The 20298-nt window shown below is 69.7% G+C and carries 17 protein-coding genes; 3 read left to right on the top strand and 14 right to left on the bottom strand.

Annotated elements, in window-relative coordinates; all coding sequences use genetic code 11:
- Positions 1-48: 48 nt before the first annotated feature.
- Together AW272_RS02995 and AW272_RS02990 are read right to left on the bottom strand one after the other, a co-directional pair.
- Positions 49-492, bottom strand: coding sequence for a GNAT family N-acetyltransferase (locus AW272_RS02995; protein WP_066360829.1), 444 nt, complete (start codon positions 490-492; stop codon positions 49-51).
- Positions 492-1823 (bottom strand): MFS transporter, encoded by a 1332-nt coding sequence (locus AW272_RS02990; protein ID WP_245657188.1) that lies wholly within the window; start codon positions 1821-1823, stop codon positions 492-494. Before AW272_RS02990 ends, AW272_RS02995 begins: the two co-directional genes overlap by 1 nt.
- 91 nt (positions 1824-1914) lie before the next feature.
- Here AW272_RS02990 and AW272_RS02985 point away from each other — a divergent pair, with 91 nt between their 5' ends.
- Positions 1915-2571 (top strand): TetR/AcrR family transcriptional regulator, encoded by a 657-nt coding sequence (locus tag AW272_RS02985; protein WP_083957882.1) that lies wholly within the window; start codon positions 1915-1917, stop codon positions 2569-2571.
- Positions 2572-2579: 8 nt separating this feature from the next.
- Here AW272_RS02985 and AW272_RS02980 read toward each other — a convergent pair whose 3' ends face one another.
- Both AW272_RS02980 and AW272_RS02975 read right to left on the bottom strand, forming a co-directional pair.
- Positions 2580-3464, bottom strand: a complete 885-nt coding sequence (locus AW272_RS02980; RefSeq protein WP_218010768.1) for a lysophospholipid acyltransferase family protein — start codon at positions 3462-3464, stop codon at positions 2580-2582.
- The gene (locus AW272_RS02975; RefSeq protein WP_066360825.1) at positions 3461-4192 is read right to left on the bottom strand and encodes a GNAT family N-acetyltransferase; all 732 of its coding nucleotides are present in this window, start codon (positions 4190-4192) and stop codon (positions 3461-3463) included. The genes AW272_RS02980 and AW272_RS02975 overlap by 4 nt, the downstream gene beginning before the upstream one ends.
- A gap of 145 nt (positions 4193-4337) precedes the next feature.
- Between AW272_RS02975 and serB the strand changes: the two genes are divergently transcribed.
- Positions 4338-5558: a phosphoserine phosphatase SerB gene (gene serB, locus AW272_RS02970; RefSeq protein ID WP_066361206.1), complete on the top strand. Its 1221-nt coding sequence runs from the start codon at positions 4338-4340 to the stop codon at positions 5556-5558.
- Here the strand turns inward: serB and AW272_RS02965 are convergent.
- The 5 genes from AW272_RS02965 to AW272_RS02945 form a co-directional block, all read right to left on the bottom strand.
- Positions 5542-7617 carry an FUSC family protein gene (locus tag AW272_RS02965; RefSeq protein WP_066360823.1) on the bottom strand — a complete coding sequence of 692 codons (2076 nt, stop codon included), beginning with the start codon at positions 7615-7617 and terminating at the stop codon, positions 5542-5544. The two genes, serB and AW272_RS02965, sit on opposite strands and share 17 nt — an antisense overlap.
- Positions 7601-8059, bottom strand: coding sequence for a SixA phosphatase family protein (locus tag AW272_RS02960; RefSeq protein WP_066360821.1), 459 nt, complete (start codon positions 8057-8059; stop codon positions 7601-7603). Before AW272_RS02960 ends, AW272_RS02965 begins: the two co-directional genes overlap by 17 nt.
- Positions 8060-8251: 192 nt before the next feature.
- Complete coding sequence (locus AW272_RS02955; protein ID WP_066360819.1) at positions 8252-10552, bottom strand: sodium-translocating pyrophosphatase; 2301 nt, start codon at positions 10550-10552, stop codon at positions 8252-8254.
- Positions 10553-10935: 383 nt separating this feature from the next.
- Complete coding sequence (locus tag AW272_RS02950; protein WP_066360815.1) at positions 10936-11391, bottom strand: ATP-binding protein; 456 nt, start codon at positions 11389-11391, stop codon at positions 10936-10938.
- Between the two features lie 2 nt (positions 11392-11393).
- A complete protein-coding gene (locus tag AW272_RS02945; RefSeq protein ID WP_030456213.1) occupies positions 11394-11744 on the bottom strand; it encodes an STAS domain-containing protein in 351 nt (116 codons plus the stop codon).
- Positions 11745-11901: 157 nt separating this feature from the next.
- Between AW272_RS02945 and AW272_RS02940 the strand changes: the two genes are divergently transcribed.
- Positions 11902-14211: a DEAD/DEAH box helicase gene (locus tag AW272_RS02940; RefSeq protein ID WP_083957876.1), complete on the top strand. Its 2310-nt coding sequence runs from the start codon at positions 11902-11904 to the stop codon at positions 14209-14211.
- 75 nt (positions 14212-14286) lie between these two features.
- Here AW272_RS02940 and AW272_RS02935 read toward each other — a convergent pair whose 3' ends face one another.
- The 5 genes from AW272_RS02935 to AW272_RS45915 form a co-directional block, all read right to left on the bottom strand.
- Positions 14287-14904, bottom strand: coding sequence for a hemerythrin domain-containing protein (locus AW272_RS02935; protein ID WP_066360811.1), 618 nt, complete (start codon positions 14902-14904; stop codon positions 14287-14289).
- A gap of 65 nt (positions 14905-14969) precedes the next feature.
- On the bottom strand, positions 14970-18077 hold the full coding sequence (locus AW272_RS02930) for an ATP-binding protein (protein WP_066360810.1): 3108 nt from the start codon (positions 18075-18077) through the stop codon (positions 14970-14972).
- Positions 18078-18562: 485 nt separating this feature from the next.
- Complete coding sequence (locus AW272_RS02925) at positions 18563-18922, bottom strand: Rv3654c family TadE-like protein (protein WP_066360809.1); 360 nt, start codon at positions 18920-18922, stop codon at positions 18563-18565.
- A 72-nt stretch (positions 18923-18994) separates the two neighbouring features.
- Complete coding sequence (locus AW272_RS02920; RefSeq protein ID WP_066360808.1) at positions 18995-19351, bottom strand: TadE family type IV pilus minor pilin; 357 nt, start codon at positions 19349-19351, stop codon at positions 18995-18997.
- Positions 19348-19719, bottom strand: a complete 372-nt coding sequence (locus tag AW272_RS45915; protein ID WP_369408711.1) for a DUF4244 domain-containing protein — start codon at positions 19717-19719, stop codon at positions 19348-19350. Before AW272_RS45915 ends, AW272_RS02920 begins: the two co-directional genes overlap by 4 nt.
- Positions 19720-20298: the final 579 nt, after the last annotated feature.

Genomic DNA, 20298 nt, shown 5'->3' with positions numbered 1-20298 from the left:
CTACCGACGAATGCCATCCTTTGGGCGTTTCGTTCACCTCAGGCGGCGTCATGCCGTCGGCTGCCAGCGGCAGATCTGCTTGGAGACGAGCGTCGCGCCGATGCGCTCGTAGAACCGTCGTGCCGCCACGTTGGTCTCCGCCACCTCCCACCGGATCACCCTGCCGTTCGCGGCCTCGGCGGCGGCCCGCATCAACCGCTCTCCCACGCCGTGACCGCGTTCGGCGGCAACGACGAACAGGTCGTCGAGCGCGAAGTGCTCGTCGCCGGTCCAGAAACCGGTCCGCTCCAGCCAGGAGACGTAACCGATGGGCCGGCCGTCCCGTTCGGCCACCAGGTAGGCGACCTCCGGGCGGGCGAGCATCCGTTCGAGATCGGCGACGTTCACCGTCACGGCGTCGGCGTGACCTTGGTGTTCGGCCAGGGCGCGGATGAGCGAGTGCACGGTGGCGGCGTCGGCCGGTCCCGCCCGCCGGATCGCGATGGTCGTCATCAGGCGAGGACCTTTCGCGCGGGGACCAGGACGAAAGCGAGCACGGCCGACACGGCGGCCGTGACGGCGGCGAACGTGAAGCCGTGGGCGAAGCCCGCATCCGTGCTTCCGGCGATGCTCGCGGCGGCGATGCTCGACACGACCGCGACGCCGAGAGACGCGCCGAACTCGTGGAAGGTGCTCAGCAACCCAGAGGCCAGGCCCGCTTCGTGCGGGGCGACCTGGGAGAGCGCCGTCGTCGAGGCGGCGACGAAGGCGGCGCCGATGCCCGCCGCGCCCACGCTGACCCCGACGACGACCAGTGCGGGTCCCTGGAGGAAGGCCGGGATAGCGATGCCGGCGGCCGCGATCAGCATGCTCGCGACCGCGATCGGGCGGGCGCCGACTTCGCCGACGAGCCGTCCGGCCACCTGGGCGCCGATGATCGTGGCCACCGCGACCGGCAGGAACAGCAGGCCGGTGTGCAGGGCGCCGAAGCCCTCGTAGTGCTGCAGGTAGAAGGAGCCCAGGAAGAACACCGAGATCATCAAGGCGGTGGCCACCAGGATCAGGAAGACGCCGGAGATCACCGGACGGCGGGTCAGGATCCGCGGGTCCATCAACGGCGAACGACCGGTGCGCTGCACGACGAAGAAGACGGCGTAGAGGACGGCGGCGGCCACCAGCAGGCCGAGTGTCGCCGCCGAGGCCCAGCCGCGATCTCCGGCGCCGATCAGCGCGTAGATCGCCGTGCCGGTGCCGGCGGTGACCAGCAGTGCGCCGGGAACGTCCAGGCGCGCGCGAGGAGCGGTGGACGGTTCGGCGGGCAACGTCCGGCCGAGCGCGACCAGGACGGCGACGCCGATCGGCACGTTGAGGTAGAAGACCCACTGCCAGCCCGGCCCTCCCGTCAGCACGCCGCCGAGCAGGACGCCAACCGCGGCGCCGCCGCCACCCAGGGCCGACCAGATGCCCAGGGCCTTGTTGAGCTCCTCGCCCTGGAACGTCCTGGTCACCACGGACAGGGCGGCGGGCGAGAGCATGGCCGCGCCCAGCCCCTGGGCGATCCGGCCGCCGATGAGCAGGGGCGCGCTCTGGGCGAGGCCAGTGACGAGCGAGGCGACCATGAACAGGACGAGCCCGGCCAGGACCACGCGCCGGGCGCCGACCAGGTCGGCCGCCCTGCCCCCGAGCAGCATGAAGCCGCCGAACATCAGGGTGTAGGCGCTCACCACCCAGGTCAGGGTGTCGCGGGCCAGGCCGAGGTCGGCGCCGATATGGGGTAACGCGATCGCCACCACGGTGACGTCGAGGATGAGCATGAACTGCGCGACGCCCAGCAGCGCCAGCATTCGCCACACGGTGACACCCCTAACTTGAACACTCATGTATGAGTTATGACTCGTACACTAACTCGTACACGGGTGTTCGACAAGGAGAGACATGACCAGGACGGCGGCCCGGCGGGCGGACGCTCAGCGCAGCATCGCGGCGATCCTCCAGGCGGCGGTGGACGCCTTGAGCCGCGACCCCGACGCCAGCGTCAGCGAGATCGCCAAGGTCGCGGGGGTCGGCCGGGTCACCGTGTACGGCCACTTCCCCAACCGCGCCGACCTGATCGACGCCGCCCTCGCCCACGCCATCGCGCTGGGGCACTTCAGCCTCGACGACGTCGATCTCACGGGCGACCCCCGCGAGGCCCTCGCCCGGCTGATCGACACGAGCTGGCACCTGGTCGACCGGTCCCGGTCGCTGCTGATGGCCGCGCAGAGCGTGCTGCCGCCCAGCCGGATCCGCGCCCTGCACGCGGGCCCGGCGGAACGGGTGCAGAAGCTGGTCGAGCGCGGCCGCGACGAGGGGGTCTTCCGGACCGACCTCCCCGTCGAATGGCTGGTCGGCGTGATGCACAGCGTCATGCACCACGCCGCCGACGAGATCAACGCCGATCGGCTCGCGCCCGAACTGGCCGCGAAGTACATCGCGGCCACCGTGCTCGCCGCGTTCAGCAGGCCTGGATCTTCATGGGCCGAGGATCCTGAAGAGGATTCGCCCTGTTCGACGGAGAACGAGACGCCGTCGACGGCGCGTACCCGGCCCTGACGGTCCGCCTACGAATGCAGGCCCGCGGGCGTTCTGCCCAGGCCGGTCCGCACCTGCGCCTCGGCCACCCCGGCGAGCGACCGCCGCGTCTGCCCGGCGCCGCCGACCGGCGGGAACAGGGTCACCTCGGCGATCATGTGCTTGGTCGAGGCCACCCGGGTGATCGAGCCGACCAGGGAGTCGCCGCCGACGTAGCTGGGCCGGGCGGAGGTGGTCTCGTCCTCGGTGTAGCGGATCGTCGCGGGGCGTACGGCCGCGCCCGCGTCGATGGCGGCCTGGAACATCGCCGGACGGAACCCGCCCATGCTCTGGCCGCACCACGTGGTGCCCTCGGGGAAGGCGATCACGGTGTCGCCGGCGCGCAACGCTCCGGTGACCTCGCCGACCGTGCCGGGAAGCAGGCTGAGCCGTTCACGGTCGATGAAGATGGCGCCCGAGCCCGCGACGAGGGTCCTGATGAGCGGCCAGGCGGCGATCTCGCTCTTGGCCAGCAGGCGGGCCGGCATGACGGCCGCCATCACGAGCGGATCGAGCCAGGAGATGTGGTTGGCCACCATGAGCGAGCCTGCCTCGCCGGAGACGGCCTTGGCCGCCACGGCCGAACCGCCGACGAACGAGAATCCGCGCGACACCGAGACCTTGACCCCGAGGGTCCGCAGCAGCAGCCGCGACCAGGCCATGGTGATCCTGGACAGGGTGTCGGGCGACAGCCGCCGGGCGAACATCGCGAAGACCAGCCCGGCCAGCAGCACGAGGACGGCGCCGGTCAGCCGGGCCGTCTGCCGGACCACCCCGGCCGGTCGGCGCGCGGGCGCCACGCAGGTGACCGGCTCACACGGAGCCAGCGGCAGCCAGGGCGTGAGCGACCGCATCGGTGGCGCCGTGATGGTCATGCCGCTTCTCCCAGGAAATGCCGCAGGTAGCGGGTGTCGACGTTGGCCAGCGAGAGCAGCACGAAGAAGTCGGCCGTGCCGAAGTCGGTGTCATGGGCGGGCGCGCCGCAGATCCAGGAGCCGAGGCGCAGGTAGCCGCGCAGCAGCGGCGGGATCACGAAGCGCTGCGGCGGGGTGCCGCCCGACCACGGCCTGCGCGGGTGGACGCGGTGCTCGGCCGGTCCGAGGTCGATGTTGGCGACCACACCGGCGGCGGCCGTCCCGTCGTCGTCGAGGGGAACCGAGCAGCATCCGGCGAGCCAGGTGTGCCCGCCGCCGACCATGTAGTGGGCGATGCCCGCCCACATCAGCCCCATGACCGCGCCGCTGCGGTGGTCGGCGCGCACGCAGGTGCGGCCCACCTCCACCAGACCGCTCCGGATCTCCGGCGACAGCCCGCCCAGGTCGAAGTAGCCCTCGGAGTAGAGGCGGTCGGTCCGTCCCGGCGGCAGCATCCGGTAGGTGCCGACGACCTCGGTGCCCGAGCGCACGATGAGGTGGTCGCAGTAGGCGTCGAACCGGTCGGCGTCGAGCCCGGAGACCGGGGAGTCGAGCCGCGCGCCCATTTCCCCGGCGAACACCTCGTAGCGCAGCCGCTGGGCCGCCCGCACGTCGGCCGCGCTGGTGGCGAGGCTGACGGAGTAACGCCCGCGGGCGTCTGTGAGGTGAAGTTCCCTTTCAGTCTTCATGACTGAAATGACGACATGAGCAAGTGACGAAGATCTCTCACTTTTCGGGCGTGTCGGCGTCCGCATGGTGAACCTGGTGTACGGGTTCAGGATCAGGCCCAGTAGCTTTGAGTCGACGGAACCGTCCTACGCCCAGAGATCCGGGATGAAACAGCGCACTCTTCTGATCACGCTCACCGGTCCTGACCGCCCTGGGGTCACCTCCCGACTGTTCTCCGTACTCTCCGGTTTCCCCGTGACCGTCGCCGACGTCGAGCAGGTGGTCATCCGTGGCCGCCTGACGCTGGGCGTCCTGGTGGCCTACGCGGGAGGCAAACCGAAGGGCACCGGTGAGACCATCGGCGGCCTGTGGACCGCCATCGAGCAGGTCGCCGCCGACCTGGACATGGACCTCGAACTGACCACCGGGACGGCCTCCAAGGAGGCCCGCAGGCGAGGGCGCCTGCACATCTCGGTGCTCGGCAACCCGCTCACCCCGGCCGCGATGGCCGGGATCACCGGCCGCATCGCCGCCAGTGGGGCCAACATCGACCGCATCGAACGCCTGTCGGCCTACCCGGTGACGTGCATCGAGATGGCCGTGTCCGGCGCCGACTCCAAGACGCTGCGGGCCGGGCTCGCCGTCGAGGCCAGCCTCCAGCAGGTCGACGTGGCCGTCCAGCGCACCGGCATCCTCCGCCGGGCCAAGCGCATGGTGGTCATGGACGTCGACTCGACCCTCATCCAGGGCGAGGTGATCGAACTGCTGGCCCGCCACGCGGGCAACCTCGACGAGGTGGCCCGGGTGACCGAGGAGGCGATGCGCGGCGAGCTCGACTTCGCCGAGTCGCTGATCCGCCGGGTGGCCCTGCTCGAGGGCCTGCCGCAGGAGGTCTTCGAGAAGGTCGCCAAGGAGGTCGTGCTGACTCCCGGCGCCCGCACCCTGGTCCGCACGCTGAAGCGGCTCGACTACAAGTTCGCGATCGTCAGCGGCGGGTTCACCCAGATCACCGACACCCTGGTGGCCGACCTGGGCATCGACTACTCGGCCGCCAACACCCTCGAAGTGGTCGACGGCCGGCTGACCGGCCGCGTCGTCGGCGAGATCGTCGACCGGCCCGGCAAGGCGCGCGCCCTGGAGCGTTTCGCCGAGCAGGCCGGGATCGCGGTCACCCAGACGGTCGCGGTCGGCGACGGCGCCAACGACCTCGACATGCTGGAGGTCGCCGGCCTCGGCATCGCCTTCAACGCCAAGCCGGTGGTCCGGGCCAAGGCCGACACCGCGCTGAACGTGCCCTATCTCGACTCGATCCTCTACCTGCTCGGGATCTCCCGCGAGGAGGTCGAGGCGGCCGACGCCGAAGACGGCCTCACGGGTCCCCGGTAGCCAGGCTCACCACCCGCGCCGAGTCGTCGGCGAGGGCCTTGAGCGCGTGGTCGGCGGCGGCCGCGTGCAGCAGGGCCCTCCTGACCTCGGTGCGGGAGTCGGCCGGGTCGGTGTCCAGCTCATCCAGTCTTCTCAGAGCCAGCTGCCCGAGCCACATCCGCAGGTCGGAAAGCTTCTGGTCCACGTCGCCCTGAGGTTCATAAGGGCCGTTTTCTTTTACGGCTTCCGCCCCCCGCTCCAGCCGATCCGCCACCGCGTGCAGTACAGCCGGAGCCGGTCCGACGTCGTTGCCCGGATCCTCGCGCAGCACCGAGGTCAGCGTGATGAGCCCGTCGCGGACCCGGGTGACCTCCTCCAGCAGGTCGGCGATGTGGCCGGTCTCGCCCGCGCCGGGTTCGTGGACCATCGCCGCGATGGCCGACTCGACCCTCTCCGCCTCGTCGGCGGCCTTCCTGATGGCCAGCTCGGCGGCGCCCTCCGGCCGTCTCCCCCTGGTCGTCTCGGCCAGGGTCCGGACCGCGACCGCGTGAGCCTTCAGCAGCCCGGCCAGCCTGTTGCGCAGCCTGACCGCCTCCCCGCGCGGCCACAGCAGCCGCACGCAGGCCAGCGCGATGGCCCCGCCGAGGACGTTCAGCCCGATCCGGAACCCGGCGATCTCCCAGGTCTGCATGGCCTGGATGTCGATCAGCAGCAGCACGCACATCGTCATGAACGTGGCCCAGTAGGCGTAGTGGACGGCGTACAGCCCGAACCCCAGGCCGGCGCTGACGACGATGAGGGCGGCGAGCCAGCCGTACCCGGGAGCGATCAGCAGCACCACGGCGGCGATCAGCGCGCCGGCGATGCTGCCGCCGACGCGGGCGCCCGCCTTGTCGAGCGTCTCGCCGAAGGTCGGCTGGATGGTCAGCAGCACGCCCAGCGCCAGCCACTGCGCGTGCTCCGGCGTGAAGATCGCGATGATCACGCACGCCATCGCGGTGCCGAGCGTCGCCCGCAGCAGATGCCGGAACCCGGGATCGTCCCTGGTCATCCGCATCGACCGGGATCTCGGGACGATCATGACGGCGTCGGTGACCGGGCTCTGCGCGGGCAGCCGCGGGATCGGGATCAGCACCGACTTCAGCCTCATCGACGGCGTTCTCGCCTGGTCGAGCGTCGCCCTGATGCGCGTGGCGGCGTGGTCGATCTGCCGCAGCAGCACCAGCCGCAGGAGTTCGCGCTCGTCGTCGGGCCGGTCTCCCCGCAGCTCGTCGATCCGGGCTGCGAAGTCGACCTCGGCGATCTCGACGTCGTCGTGGAACAGGGCCCGGGTCCGCGCGGCCAGCTCGGTGGTGAGCGGCTCGATCTCCTCGCGCCGGCCCGCCGCCTCGGCGAGCTCGCGCAGCGTGACGGCCTCGTAGAAGACCCTCCGCAGCGCCGTGGTGATCCGCTCGGCGTCCCGCGACCGGCGTTCCCACCGGTGGCGGGCGCAGGCGGTGCGGGCCTTCTGGAGCGCGTCGGCGACCTCGCCGCGCAGGTCCTCCCAGCGGTCGTCGTCGAAGGTCGCCTCGAAGAGGTCGGCCAGCGACCCGGCGGTCTCCTTCAGCGTCGCCGCGAGCGGCCGGGTGCGCCGCCACGCCCACGGGAGCGTCAGCAGGAAGGCAGCCAGCAGCCCACCGGCCACCTGGAGAACCAGGTGCGGGACCGGGTCGACCGGCAGCGGGTTGGCCGCCGTCAGCAGCAGCGCCAGCGGCGCGGTGAAGCCCACGACCGGGAACCGGATCGCCAGGGCCGCGGCCACCGTCGCCACGGGGATCAGCAGCAGGTCGTTCGCGGCGAGTAACACACCGGCGACCGACCCGGCGGCCAGCACGAGAACGCCGGCGAGCATGAAGCCGAGACGTACACCCGGCGGATCGGGGTTGGCCCGGATGGTCACCAGGAACGCGCCGAGCGCCACCACGCCGCCCTGGGCGGGCTGTCCGACGGCCAGGCCGACGAGGAGCGGGATGAGCAGGCCGGCCGCGCCGACGAGGCCGTAGCCGACGGCGAGACCGCGGTCTCTAAGGCTGGTGGCCATCGACCAGGGTGCCGGTGCCCGGGTCGAGCTCCTCCCACGGCCCCGGCAGCTCGATCACGGCGAACGCCCCCGGCTTGAACGCCTCGGTCTCCGGCCCCGCGAGCTGGACGACCAGGTCGTGGACCGACGGGTTGTGCCCGACCAGCACCAGCGTGCCGACCTCGGGGTCGATCCGCCGCAGGATCGCGACCAGATCGTCGGTGTAGGCCTCGTACACATCCCGCTCGAAGGCGATGGGCACGTCGGCGAGGCCGAGCAGCTCGGCGGTCAGCCGGGTGCGGGCCGACGGCGACGACACGATCAGGTCGGGCGCCAGCTTCGCGATCAGCTCACCGGCCTCGCGGGCGTTGCGCTCGCCGCGCTCGGTCAGCACCCGGTCGTAGTCGAGGACCCCGGGCGTGTGCTCGGCCTTGGCGTGCCGCAGCACGATCAGCTTCTTCATCCGGTCTGCTCCGTTAAGGCATTGCCCATACAGCGAGGGCCACGATCACAGCGAACATCAAAGCCATGCCCAGCAGGATGCCCACCAGGCTACGGCCGCTCGACGACGGCTTCTCTTCCATGAACCACGAGTCTATGAACGACGACGGCCCCCCGGCACGTCGGGTGCCGGAGGGCCGCTCGCACCGATGGACTAGCTGACCACCGGCTCCAGCTTCTTCTCGTTGTCGCTGTTCGGCTTGTCGATCGCCACCGAACGCCGCTTCGACACGACGATCGCGCCGACGACGACGGCCACCGCCACGACCGTGACGCCGATCCGCAGGCCGACGTTGTCGTAATAGGTCACCACAGCCGGTGCGATCAGCAGCGCGACCAGGTTCATCACCTTGATCAGCGGGTTGATGGCCGGGCCCGCGGTGTCCTTGAACGGGTCGCCGACGGTGTCGCCGATGATGGTCGCCTCGTGGGCGGCGGAACCCTTGCCGCCGTGGTGACCGTCTTCGACGAGCTTCTTGGCGTTGTCCCAGGCGCCGCCCGAGTTCGACAGGAAGACAGCCATCAGCGTGCCGGCCGCGATGGCTCCGGCCAGGAACGCGCCCAGCGGCGCGTAACCCAGCGCGAAACCGACCGCGATCGGCGTCAGGACGGCCAGCAGACCCGGCGTCGCGAGCTCACGCAGCGAGTCCTTGGTGCAGATGTCGACCACACGGGAGTAGTCGGGCAGTTCGGTGCCCGCCATGATCCCAGGCTTGGTGCGGAACTGCTCGCGCACCTCGAAGACCACCCGCATCGCCGCGCGCCCGACGGCCATGATCGCCAGGCCGGAGAACAGGAACACCACGGCCGCGCCGATGATCAGACCGACCAGCACGTTCGGCGCGTCGACGCTGAGCGAGAAGCTCGAGAAACTCCCGAGCATGCTCTTGACCTCCGCCGAGGCCCCGGCCAGCGCCGTTTCCACGGCTGTTCGGAACGAGCCGAACAAGGCCGTCGCCGCGAGCACTGCGGTCGCGATCGCGATGCCCTTGGTGATCGCCTTCGTCGTGTTGCCCACGGCGTCGAGCGAGGTGAGCACCGCGGCGCCCTCGCCCGTGACGTCACCGGACATCTCGGCGATGCCCTGCGCGTTGTCGGAGACCGGGCCGAAGGTGTCCATCGACACGATCACGCCGACCGTGGTCAGCAGACCGGTGCCCGCCAGCGCGACCGCGAACAGCGCCACGGTGACGTTGCCGAAGCCGAGCAGGAAGGCGCCGTACACGGCACCGCCGATGAGCAGCGCCGAGTAGACCGCCGACTCCAGACCGACCGCGATGCCGGAAAGGATCACGGTCGCCGCGCCGGTCAGCGAGCTCTCGCCGATCTCCTTCACCGGGCGACGGTTCGTCTCGGTGAAGTAGCCGGTGAGGACCTGGATGGCGCTGGCCAGCACGAGGCCGATCAGCACCGCGCCGATGGCGATCCAGCGCGGGTCGGCGTCGAGCGTCTGCACGCCGCCGTTCAGCTCGGAGAAGCTGCCCGGCAGGTAGAGGAACGCCGCCACCGCGACCAGGACCGCCGAGATGATCGCCGAGATGAAGAAGCCGCGGTTGATGGCGGCCATCGCGTTGCGGTCACCCGCGCGGGGCGCGGTGATGAAGATGCCGATGATCGCGGTGAGAACACCGATCATCGGGACGATCAGCGGGAACACCAGACCCTCGGTGCCGAAGGCCACCTTGCCCAGGATCAGCGAGGCGACCAGCATGACCGCGTAGGACTCGAACAGGTCGGCCGCCATGCCGGCGCAGTCGCCGACGTTGTCGCCCACGTTGTCGGCGATGGTCGCCGGGTTGCGCGGGTCGTCTTCCGGGATGCCCTGCTCGACCTTGCCGACCAGGTCGGCGCCGACGTCGGCGGCCTTGGTGAAGATGCCGCCGCCGACACGCATGAACATCGCGAGAAGAGCGGCACCGAAGCCGAAGCCCTCAAGGACGCTGGGCGCGTCCCCCTTGTAGAAGAACACCACGATCGCCGCGCCCAGCAGGCCCAGGCCGACCGTGAACATGCCCGCCACACCACCGGTGCGGAAGGCGATGCGCATCGCTACCTTCTCACCGGAGTCACGGGCCGCCGCGGCGACGCGGACGTTGCCGCGCACCGCCAGCCACATGCCGATGAATCCGGTCAGCGCGGAGAAGACCGCGCCGACCACGAAGAAGACGCTGCGTCCGATACGTACCCCTGTCGTCTCCGCCGGTAGCAAAAGGAGCACCAGAGGGATCAGAACGACAAAGATGGCAAGCGTCTTGAACTGCCGGGTGAGATAGGCGGAGGCGCCTTGCTGAACCGCTTTCGCGATGTTCTGCATGCGCTCGGTGCCCTGGCCTGCTGCGAGAACCTCGCGTACGAGCGCGCCGGCGACAGCCAGAGCGAGCAGGGCCACGGCCGCCACCACAACCACGAGGGTGAGGTGACCGCCAGTCAGGGTAACCGTTGGGCCTTCAGCCACGGCTAGGAAATGTGCAGGAGCAGACAATCCGTCCTCCTCGGCCAGACGGGTAGGTCCTGCCCGGGAGTGGCTGCCCAAAAATGTTACGGCTGCCCCGTTGGAGGAGAGCTCCGGCGGCGCACTTCCGGGTCATTGGCAGTGCCGCTTCCGGTTGCGTTCCGCAATACCTTGGCCGGTGCCGGGTACTCTACGCAGCACTCCGCCATATAAGAACCCCCTGCGCCCCGCAAATTGGTGAACAGATCGGCTGAGGAATTGGCATCGCCGTATGTCCAGGGGATTGCGGTCAGGTAAAAAATGGGCTCCCGCGTGACCGGGAGCCCTGTCTTTGAGTCAAGTCCACAGCACGAGCCACGACCGGCCATCGGCCGTCCGCGTCTCGCTCAGACAGCAGCCAGCCCGTTGGGGGTCGGGGTGGCCGGCCAGCTCATTCGGATCTTCACACCGGTCGGACCGGGTGAGACCTCGACATCATCGGCCAGGCCCGCGATCACCGCGATCCCGAGGCCGGGCATCTCGGGCACTATCCCGAGCATCGCGTCGACGAGCCGATAACCGTCAGATGAGTCGACGGCTTTCAGATCGTCGCTGGGGGCGGCGTCGGTCACTGTGACCTCGAACCGCCCCGAGTCGTCTTTGAGCTCGATCCGGATCGGCTCCCCCGGGCAGTGGAGACGGTGAGCCTCCACAGCCCGGGAGCACGCCTCTCCGACGGCGAGCCGCACTTCGTCCAGCAGCGCCTCGGCGACGCCCGTGCGGCGAGCGATGGCCGTAGCGACCAACCGAGCGGTACGCACGTGGGCCGGGAGCGCGCTGAATGTCAGCTCGACGGTGGCCATGACTACTTGTCTCGGCCGTGGGCTTCCTTGGCCTCCTCCACCGAGGCGTAGATCCCGAAGACCTTGGTCAATCCGGTGATCCGGAAGATCTTCAGAATCCGCTCCTGAGTGCAGACGAGTTCCAGGGAGCCATCATGCGCCCGCACCCGCTTGAGCCCGCCGACCAGCACACCAAGGCCGGTCGAGTCGAGGAAGTCGACCTTCTCCATGTTGACGAGAAGGTGGAAGTTCCCCTTGTTCACCAAATCGATGAGCAGCTCACGCAATCTGGGCGCGGTGTAGACGTCGATCTCACCCTCAACCTCGACAATGGTGAGTCGGTCCTCGGTACGGTGGTCCAACTTCAGATCCACAGATCCTCCAGCGCCTTGCCTGCGTAGGTCCGATGAGGGTCGCGCATCATAAGAACGCACGACCCCGACGCGCGGCATTCAACCACGCCACGCCCCTGTGTCTATACGAAATCGCGACTCCGGGCGACTCTCCCCCGAGATGCCATGATGGAAACCCATGACTTCTCCGACTTCCCCAGCTCGCTCCCCAGAGCCTAGGCCAGACCGAGGCGGCCATCTACTCGACCGTCTGGTCACGGTCCCGGGCCGCCACGGGAGAGTCACTCATGTGGAGCATGTTCCGGCACGTCAGGCAGGTCAAGCCCAGTGGCCATCCTGGGTTCCCATGCTGGTGCGGGAGAGTTTCGAGGGGCTCGGGATACAGGGGTTGTGGAGCCACCAGTCAGAAGCAGCCGATCTGATTCGCCGTGGCCAAAACGTGATCATCGCCACAGGCACCGCATCGGGGAAATCCCTGGCCTATCTGGTGCCGGCCCTCACCGAGGCCCTGTCTGGCGGGACCGTCCTCTACCTGACCCCGACCAAGGCGCTGGCGGCCGACCAGCTCCGCTCGGTCCTGGCGCTGGGCCTCGACGGGGTGCGGGCGGCGACCTTCGACGGCGACACCCCGCACGAGGAACGGACCTGGGTCAGGCGCAACGCCAACTACGTGCTGACCAACCCCGACATGCTGCACCGCTCGATGCTGCCGAGGCATTCGGCCTGGACGTCGTTCTGGCGCCGCCTGCGCCTGGTGATCGTCGACGAGTGCCACGGCTACCGAGGCGTCTTCGGCTCCCACGTGGCCCAGATCCTGCGCCGCCTACGGCGGGTGTCTTCCAAATACGGATCCTCCCCCCTGTTCTTCCTGGCCTCCGCGACGGCGAGCGACCCGGCGACGACGGGCATGCGCCTGACGGGCCTCCAGATGGCCGAGGTGACGCGGGACGCCTCCCCGAGAGGCAGGACGACGATCGCGCTGTGGGAGCCGCCCCTGACGGATCTGCGCGGCGAAGGTGGAGCTCCCATTCGTCGGGCCGCCACGGCGGAGGTGGCCGACCTGCTGGCCGACCTCGTGGTCGACGGCGTGCGGACGCTGGCGTTCGTCCGGTCGCGCCGCGCGGCCGAGAACGTGGCCCTGACGGCCAAGAGCCATCTGGACGAGGCCGGAGTGCCCTCCGGCGACAAGATCGCGGCCTACCGGGCGGGCTATCTGGCCGAAGATCGGCGCCTCCTGGAGAAGTCGCTCCGATCGGGCGAACTGCTCGGCGTGGCCACGACCAACGCCCTGGAACTCGGCGTCGACGTGTCCGGCCTCGACGCGGTCCTGATCGCCGGCTGGCCCGGCACCCGGGCGTCGCTCTGGCAGCAGGCCGGCCGCGCCGGTCGGGACGGCCAAGACGCCCTGGCCGTTCTGATCGCCCGGGACGACCCGCTCGACACGTATGTGGTGCACCACCCCGAGGCGCTCTTCGGCCGTCCGGTCGAGGCGACGGTCCTGGATCCGGACAACCCTTATGTGCTGGCGCCGCACCTGTGCGCGGCCGCCGCCGAGGTGCCGCTCACCGAGGCCGACCTGGAGATCTTCGGACCGGCCGCGCTGGCGGTGCTGGCCGAACTGGTGGAGGGCGGCCTGCTGCGGCGACGCCCGACCGGCTGGTTCTGGACCCGCCGCGACCGCCCCACCGACCTGGCCGACATCCGGGGCTCCGGAGGTTCACCGGTGCAGATCGTCGAGAACCACACCGGGCGGCTGCTGGGGACGTGCGACGAGGCGTCCTCCCACTCCTCGGTTCACACCGGGGCGGTCCACCTGCACCAGGGGCAGACGTTCGTCGTCGACGAACTCGACCTGGAGATGGGCGTGGCCCTCGTCACGGCGGGCACGCCCGACTACTCGACCTTCGCGCGCGACGTGACCGACATCGCGGTCATCGAGTCGCTGCGGTCGCACGCTCTTGGGCCGGGCGAACTGCACTTCGGTTCGGTCGAGGTGACCCGCCAGGTTGTCTCCTACCTGAAAAGAAGGGTGTCGACCGGGGAGATGCTCGGCGACGAACCCCTCGACCTGCCGCCGCGCAGCCTCCGGACCAAAGCCGTGTGGTGGACACTGCCTCCCGAGTCGCTGCCGGCCAGCATCGGCGACCTGGGCGGGGCGGCCCACGCGGCGGAACACGCGTCGATCGGGCTGCTGCCGCTGTTCGCGACCTGCGACCGCTGGGACATCGGCGGAGTCTCGACCGAGCTGCACCCCGACACGGGGCGGTTGACGGTTTTCGTGTACGACGGGCACGCGGGCGGCGCGGGGTTCGCCGAGCGTGGCTTCGGGAACGCGGTGGCGTGGCTGACGGCCACCCGCGACGCGATCGCGTCCTGCGAGTGCGGCCACGGATGCCCGAGCTGCATCCAGTCACCGAAGTGCGGCAACGGAAACGAACCACTGAGCAAACGCGGCGCCCTCGAAATGCTGGACATCCTCCTGAGCTAGCCCCCTTGAAGTCTTGGACGTCGTCCTCTTGGCGCAAGCGGGCCCTCAAGTCGGCGCCTGTGGATCCCGTTTCGGTCAGCCGAAAACTGAAGTGATCCGGCGCTCGTAGCTGCGGCGCCAGCTCAGGCGGTAGAGGACCCGGAGGATCACCGGCGCGGTCCGCAGAATGTGCTCGCGCTGCTCCGGAGTGGCGGCGTCGAGCGTCCACGCGGCGACGAAGGGCAGGTCGCGGCCGTGGCTCTTGGTCACCTCCTTGCCCGCCTCCTCCCACCAGTCGGCCGGGATGTGCGCCCGGATCAGCGGAACGACCTCCCCTTCTTCCAGATCCAGGTGGGAGTTCAGGAGGTCGTGGAGCCGGCGCAGGTCACGGGCCTGCTCGGCAGCCGTCCGGGTCGGCCCGGTGAGGCGCTCGATGACCCGGTCCATCTCCTGGTGCTCCTCTTCCAGCCGGTCGAGCACTTCTCCGGCCTGCGGCGCCTCCTTTCTCAGGTAGGGCCAGATGTTGGCGTCCTCGTCGGAGTGGTGGTGGTGCAGGGCGCGGAGCTGGAGGGAGGTGTGGTCGTCGATGAGGGCCCGCCGGGCGGTGTCACCTGCGGGGAGGCGGTCGAGGGCGTCGGCCAGCCGACCGAAGTCACGGCGCAGGCCGCGGTGGAAGGCCAGGAAGGTGACCAGGTCAGGTGAGGTTGTCGTCATGCCCTTGACGATGGACGAGCGCTATTCACGCCGACTCAACGACCACTTGAAGATCGCTCCCCCGCTCAGCGTTCGTTCGAGGCACGCTCCGCCCACCAGGCGAGGCCGTTCTCCGCGCAGCGTTCGATCGTCCTGGCCAAGTGGTCGTCCCGGGTGTGCGTGTCCGGTGCCACGAGGGCCAGGAAATAGCCCACCGGCCCCGACGGGAAGGTGCCGGCGCCGATGGAGAGGCGGTCCTCGTACGGGAGGAGTCTTCGGTAGAGCTCGGGGTGGGGGCGGCGGAACGCGTCGGCGTACATGCAGAGGGCGCCGAGTTCGACGAAGTCCCGGGGCGGCGCGACCCAGGAAAGGCCGGGTTCCGGCTGACCGGAATATCGAGCTGACAGGGCCCTGATAACCCGGCGATGCACCTCGAACGGAGAGGACTCGTCGATCAGGTCAGCCGGTTCCACCGGAACCCGGCGGGTCAGCGCCAGCGAGATCAGGGCGGACGCGAGGGAGCTCCGGGTGTGCCAGAGGTTCAGCCGCTCCCCCGCCTCGGCCGCCGCCGTGTAAGCGTCTTCGGCCCCGCTCAGGTCACCGTCGATCTGCCTGCGAGCGCCCGACCAGAGAAGGTTCTGGAACCTCGGCCACGGCAGATCGAGCCGGTCGATCAAGGTCTTCACCCGGGCGGCGGCGGCGTCGGCGCCGGGGAGGTCGAAGAGTTCGAGGCGGGTACGTTCCTGGATCAGCCACCCCAGCAGCTCGAACCCGGGCAGACCGAGCGTGGTCAGCTCGGCCCCGATCTCGTCGAGCTCAGGGATCATCTCGGCACGCTGCACCCCGAGATAGCGCGCGTTCAATGTGATCGCCAGCAGCCGCCGGTCCCCGATCCGCCGGGCCATCGCCAGCGCCTCTTCGGTGGCGCTGTCGCCCCGGGGGTCGGCCGATCCGTCGTACACCTCGACACCCAGGCACCCCAGCAGGCGGCACCGGGCGGCCGAGTCGTCGTGGGGGATGTCGTCCAGGATCGTGGCGATCCGCTCGACGCTGTGCAGTTCGATGTCGCCGTAGTGGTAGAACTTCCACAGCGCGGGAGCGTCGAGGCTGGTCAGAGCCTTGGCTTTGAGCAACGGATCAGCGGTACGGTCGGCGGCCAGCACCGCCCGCGCCCGGGTCTCCCTGGCTCCGTATCCGTCTCCCGCGTCGAGCCGGGCCCTGGTCAGGTTGAGCAGGAGTTCCACGTGGGTCCGCGGATCGGCGCCGGGCAGGTGACCGTGCAGATCGGCGGCCTGGTGCCACCATTCGACGGCGTCGTCATAGGCGTGCCGCCGCGCGGCCTCCTCAGCCGTCGCCGCCGACCAGGTCACCGCCGCCTCCGAACCCGCCGACTTCGCGTGCCTGGCCAGCGAGGCGACATCGGTGGCAGGCCGGTGCTCCAACGTCTTCAGCGCGTTGGCGTGCAGGGCGATGCGCCGGGGAGCCGGCAGGTCGGCGTACCAGATCTCCCGCACCAGCTCATGAGCGAACCGCCCCTGATCGTTGACGAGGTGCAGCGAGGTCGCCGCCTCCAGCGCCTCTTCGACCTGCGGCTGGTCCTGACCGGTGATCTCGGCCAGCAGCCGCGAGTCGGCCGCGTGCCCGATGACGGCGGCGGCGTCGAGAGTCGGCCGATGGGTCTCGGGCAGAGCGTGAAGACGCTGCCGGATGACGTCGCCGAGCGCTTCGGGGACGGTGGTGAGAGCGGTCCCGATGCCACGATCCTCGGCGAGCCGGAGCGTTTCGCGAATGAAGAGCGGATTGCCCCTGGTCCGTTCGGCCAGCTTGGCCACGGCGCCGGGATCGGTGATGCCGCTCGACCCCGCCATCGCCTCGACCGCGTCCCGCCCCAGCCCCGCGAGAGGCAGCCGAAGGGCGTTGTCACGACTGATCAGCCCAAGGGCGTCATAGACGGCAGGAGCCCCCTCACCCGCCCGCACCGTGACAATGATCGCGATCCGCCCACGCTTCTGGATGTGGACGAAATCCGTCAGCAGCCCCAGCGAAGCGGAGTCGGCCCATTGAAGGTCGTCCAGAACGATCAGCAGCGGCCGAGACCCGGCGAGCCCGGCCAGATGAGCCGCGGTGGCCTGGTGCAACCGGAACCGCGCCTCCCCCGCCTCGGTCTCACCGGTCGGCGCGGGATCATCGGTGACCAGCGGGTCGAGCTCGGACCCGGGTTCCGCGCCGAGGTCCCGGATGATCTGACGCCAGGGCCAGAGCGGCGGCGTCCCGGACGTCTCATGACACCGCCCCCAGGCGACCCGCCAGCCGTCGTCCTCACACCTCCGCGCGAACTCCTCCGCGAGCCAGGTCTTCCCGATACCGGGCTCACCGGAAATGACCGCGGCCCTCGGAGTACCTTTCCTGACGTCTTGACCGAGTTCGTTTAGCCGATCAAGCTGCGCGTCGCGCCCGCTCGCCTCTCTGGGCGTCTTCGGAGACCCCTCCAACATCGGATCCTGCGTGAGGATCATCGACTCCAGGCGGCGCAGACCCGGCCCGGGATCGATGCCCAACTCCTCGGCGAGGTTGGCGCGAGCGGTCCTGATCGCCTCCAGCGCGTCGGCCTGGCGGCCCAGCCGGTAGAGCGTGCGGGCGAGTGCTTCCCAGAGGGTTTCCCTGAGCGGATGTTCCCTGGCGAGACTCTCCAGCTGACCTGCGGCTTCCGCGTCCGGGCGTGCCGTCAGAGCTTTTTCCCGTACGTCGAGATGCGCCTCCAGCAGGCGATCGATCTCCGGCCGGAGCCAGGCGACGTCGGCGAACTCTTCGTAAGGGGGTCCTTGCCAGAGGGCTAGCGCTCTGTCGTAGTGACCGGATTTGGCCTGGTCGGCGAACTGCTCGGCATCGAGCGTGTGGGGTCCGAGGGCGTAGCCCTGGGGGCGGCTGAGGATGGTGGCCGACGGGGTTCTTGGGGATCTGCCGGGTTCGAGGACTTTGCGCAGGTTGGAGAGGTAGCTGTGGAGCGTTCCGTGGGCGCGTGGCGGGGGTGCGCCTTCGTAGATGTCCTCAAGGAGGGTGTCCACGGAGACGGTGGCACCTCGGGCGATGATCAGCCGAGCGAGCAGGAGCCGAGGCCGCGGGCCACCCACGTCGACCTGTTCACCATCGACGCGGGCCTGGAAGGGACCAAGGACCCGAAACGCCAGAGCCATGGTGCGAGATCGTACCTGTCCGGCCATATGGCGGTCTTTAACCTCCGTGAGCAGCACGTGCCCGGGGAGACCGGCCCCTTTTCTGAGGCTTTCCCGCCGGACCATGTCGATCTTCCAGGCGGGCCCCGCGCTTGGGCCCGCGACGAGCGTGACGACCCGGTCGGGAGTAGAACCGAAGCTTCACCTCACTCCGGCGTAGCGGCCTGGCCCAACCGTGACGACCCGGTCGGCTAGTAAGACTTCCACCGAACGAACAGTCGCCGATCCGTCGTAGTTACTGGACAAACCGGAGTAATCGGCGGATGGTCGAGCTTCCGCCCAGGCGCAGCAGTCACCGATGCTTTGCGCCGCTCGGGTCTGGTGACCGGACTGAGCCGTGACTTGTCCACGGCGATCAACCTCCCGTCCACGCCCAACGCTCTTACTGAGGGGGGTGGGTGCCCGGACCAGTTCTGACGTCGCGCTGTGGTCGTCCTGAACGCTTTCTAGCGCTCCGCGTTCAGGTAGACGGGTCCGGCGCGGGACTTGGCCGAGGCCTCGCGTTGGTTGAGCCCCGGAAACCGGAGCTCGACCGTCGCGGTCACCTGGGAGACGCCCCCGTTGATCTCACAGGAGGTGAGTCTCGCGTCGTTGGCGACGACCACCTCCGCAGCGTGTTCACAAGCCTCGCCGGGGGCCGCGATCGCCAGTTCGGCAGCGGCCAAGGCGCCCAGGTCGGCGGCGGTCCGGGCCGCGTGGGCGGCCACTCTCGCCATTCCAACCTGGACGAACACATAAGCCAGCCCCCACACCACGGCCATGGCCGCGACGACCCAGACGGTCGCCGACCCCCGATCACGTCTCAACCGGCCACTTCGACGTACCTCACACTCACTCATCGTCGACACCGTTCGCCTCCTGCTGTCACCAACTGAACGTCAGGGCAGAACGCCCTTCTCCGTCGCCGAGGTCGCCGACGCGGAAACCACCACGCCGGGCAGCATCACCGCCCACGACGGACGAACACGGGCCCGCACCGTCACCTCCGTGAGCGACGCGCCCACCGTCACCTCGACCGAGGCGCCCGACGGCGCCACCGCCAGCGCACCCTCCCGGACGGCCGGGACCCCGTCTCCCCTCGCCGCGGCCCGCGCACCGGCCCGGGCGGCGTCGACGCACTCCAGGCGGGCTCCGACCACGGCCACCGCCCACAGGGCCGCACCGAGAACGACCACCAGCGCCGGCAACGCCGCAGCCATCTCGGCGGTGACCGAACCGCGATCGCGCCGGATCATCCGGTCAGCGCCAGCGCCTTCTGCACGAGCGAGGAGAGCATCTCCTGAACATCAGGCGAGGTCACCACCTTGAACAACAGCCCCGCGAACCCACAGGCCGCGATGGTGCCGACCGCGTACTCGGCGGTCGACATCCCCGCGTCCGGCCGATGGACGCCACCCCGCTCGGCCAGCACCCGAGCCGCCCGAGCGGCCGCCTCCCGCAACCGCTCAGCACCGCGAGCTCGCTTGGCGTCGGCGGTCAGGGCGGGGGCGGTCAAGGTGCCGGCGGTCTGGATATAGGCGGTCTGCGTGTCGACGGTCTGAGCGTCGGCGGTCTGAGCGTCGGCGGCCCTAGTCCACGAGATGCCTTTGGTCTTGACGTTCACGCGTCCTCCTGTCGCCGGACCGGACCCTCCGCCCCGGCACCGCCAGCCTGCCGACCCAAACCCTCTTTCCACCGACCTCGACCTTGGTCTGTGGATAACGAAAGACCTGTGGATAACTCAAAAGTCCATCGTGTACTGGGGTTTTGCGACCACAACCCACATGGAGGCCGCGCGTTATCCACATCTGTGGACAACTTCCGTCCACAGGCTGTGCAGAAACGGGGACAAGCGCCACGGCGCATCAACAGGCGGCGCGAACAAGCCGCCAACCACCGCGCCGAGATCATGACAGGCCCCCGAGCGACACGCCACGTGACCCCAATCCTCAACCACGCCGAAGAGACGACCTCGCGCCAACGCAGGGCCCGAATGAACGGAGGCCTTGAGTCCACAGCTAGTGCCCTGAGCAGGTCCGCGCCGTCAGGCGCCGAAGATCGCGCTCAATCGAGTGGCTGCTCTCCCGCGCCCGCAGCTGCACCAGCCGATCTGAGGAACACAACCTCCCCACCACCCCGGGACCCTCCCGACCACCCCGGGACCCTCCCGACCACCCCGGGACCCTCCCGACCACCCCGGGAC

It is taken from the genome of Herbidospora mongoliensis (assembly GCF_001570545.1).
Taxonomy (GTDB): domain Bacteria; phylum Actinomycetota; class Actinomycetes; order Streptosporangiales; family Streptosporangiaceae; genus Herbidospora; species Herbidospora mongoliensis.
The sequence above is the reverse complement of the archived record's forward strand: the minus strand, read 5'-3'. Positions and strand labels throughout refer to the sequence as shown.

Coding starts and splice junctions, on each gene's coding strand:
- AW272_RS02990 (WP_245657188.1), bottom strand. CDS start 1,823: ATGCTGGCGCTGCTGGGCGTCGCGCAGTTCATGCTCATCCTCGACGTC.
- AW272_RS02920 (WP_066360808.1), bottom strand. CDS start 19,351: ATGATCCGGCGCGATCGCGGTTCGGTCACCGCCGAGATGGCTGCGGCG.
- AW272_RS02935 (WP_066360811.1), bottom strand. CDS start 14,904: ATGACGACAACCTCACCTGACCTGGTCACCTTCCTGGCCTTCCACCGC.
- AW272_RS02950 (WP_066360815.1), bottom strand. CDS start 11,391: ATGGCCACCGTCGAGCTGACATTCAGCGCGCTCCCGGCCCACGTGCGT.
- AW272_RS02930 (WP_066360810.1), bottom strand. CDS start 18,077: ATGGCTCTGGCGTTTCGGGTCCTTGGTCCCTTCCAGGCCCGCGTCGAT.
- AW272_RS02975 (WP_066360825.1), bottom strand. CDS start 4,192: ATGAAGACTGAAAGGGAACTTCACCTCACAGACGCCCGCGGGCGTTAC.
- AW272_RS02995 (WP_066360829.1), bottom strand. CDS start 492: ATGACGACCATCGCGATCCGGCGGGCGGGACCGGCCGACGCCGCCACC.
- AW272_RS02940 (WP_083957876.1), top strand. CDS start 11,902: ATGACTTCTCCGACTTCCCCAGCTCGCTCCCCAGAGCCTAGGCCAGAC.
- AW272_RS02960 (WP_066360821.1), bottom strand. CDS start 8,059: ATGAAGAAGCTGATCGTGCTGCGGCACGCCAAGGCCGAGCACACGCCC.
- serB (WP_066361206.1), top strand. CDS start 4,338: ATGAAACAGCGCACTCTTCTGATCACGCTCACCGGTCCTGACCGCCCT.
- AW272_RS02980 (WP_218010768.1), bottom strand. CDS start 3,464: ATGACCATCACGGCGCCACCGATGCGGTCGCTCACGCCCTGGCTGCCG.
- AW272_RS02985 (WP_083957882.1), top strand. CDS start 1,915: ATGACCAGGACGGCGGCCCGGCGGGCGGACGCTCAGCGCAGCATCGCG.
- AW272_RS02965 (WP_066360823.1), bottom strand. CDS start 7,617: ATGGCCACCAGCCTTAGAGACCGCGGTCTCGCCGTCGGCTACGGCCTC.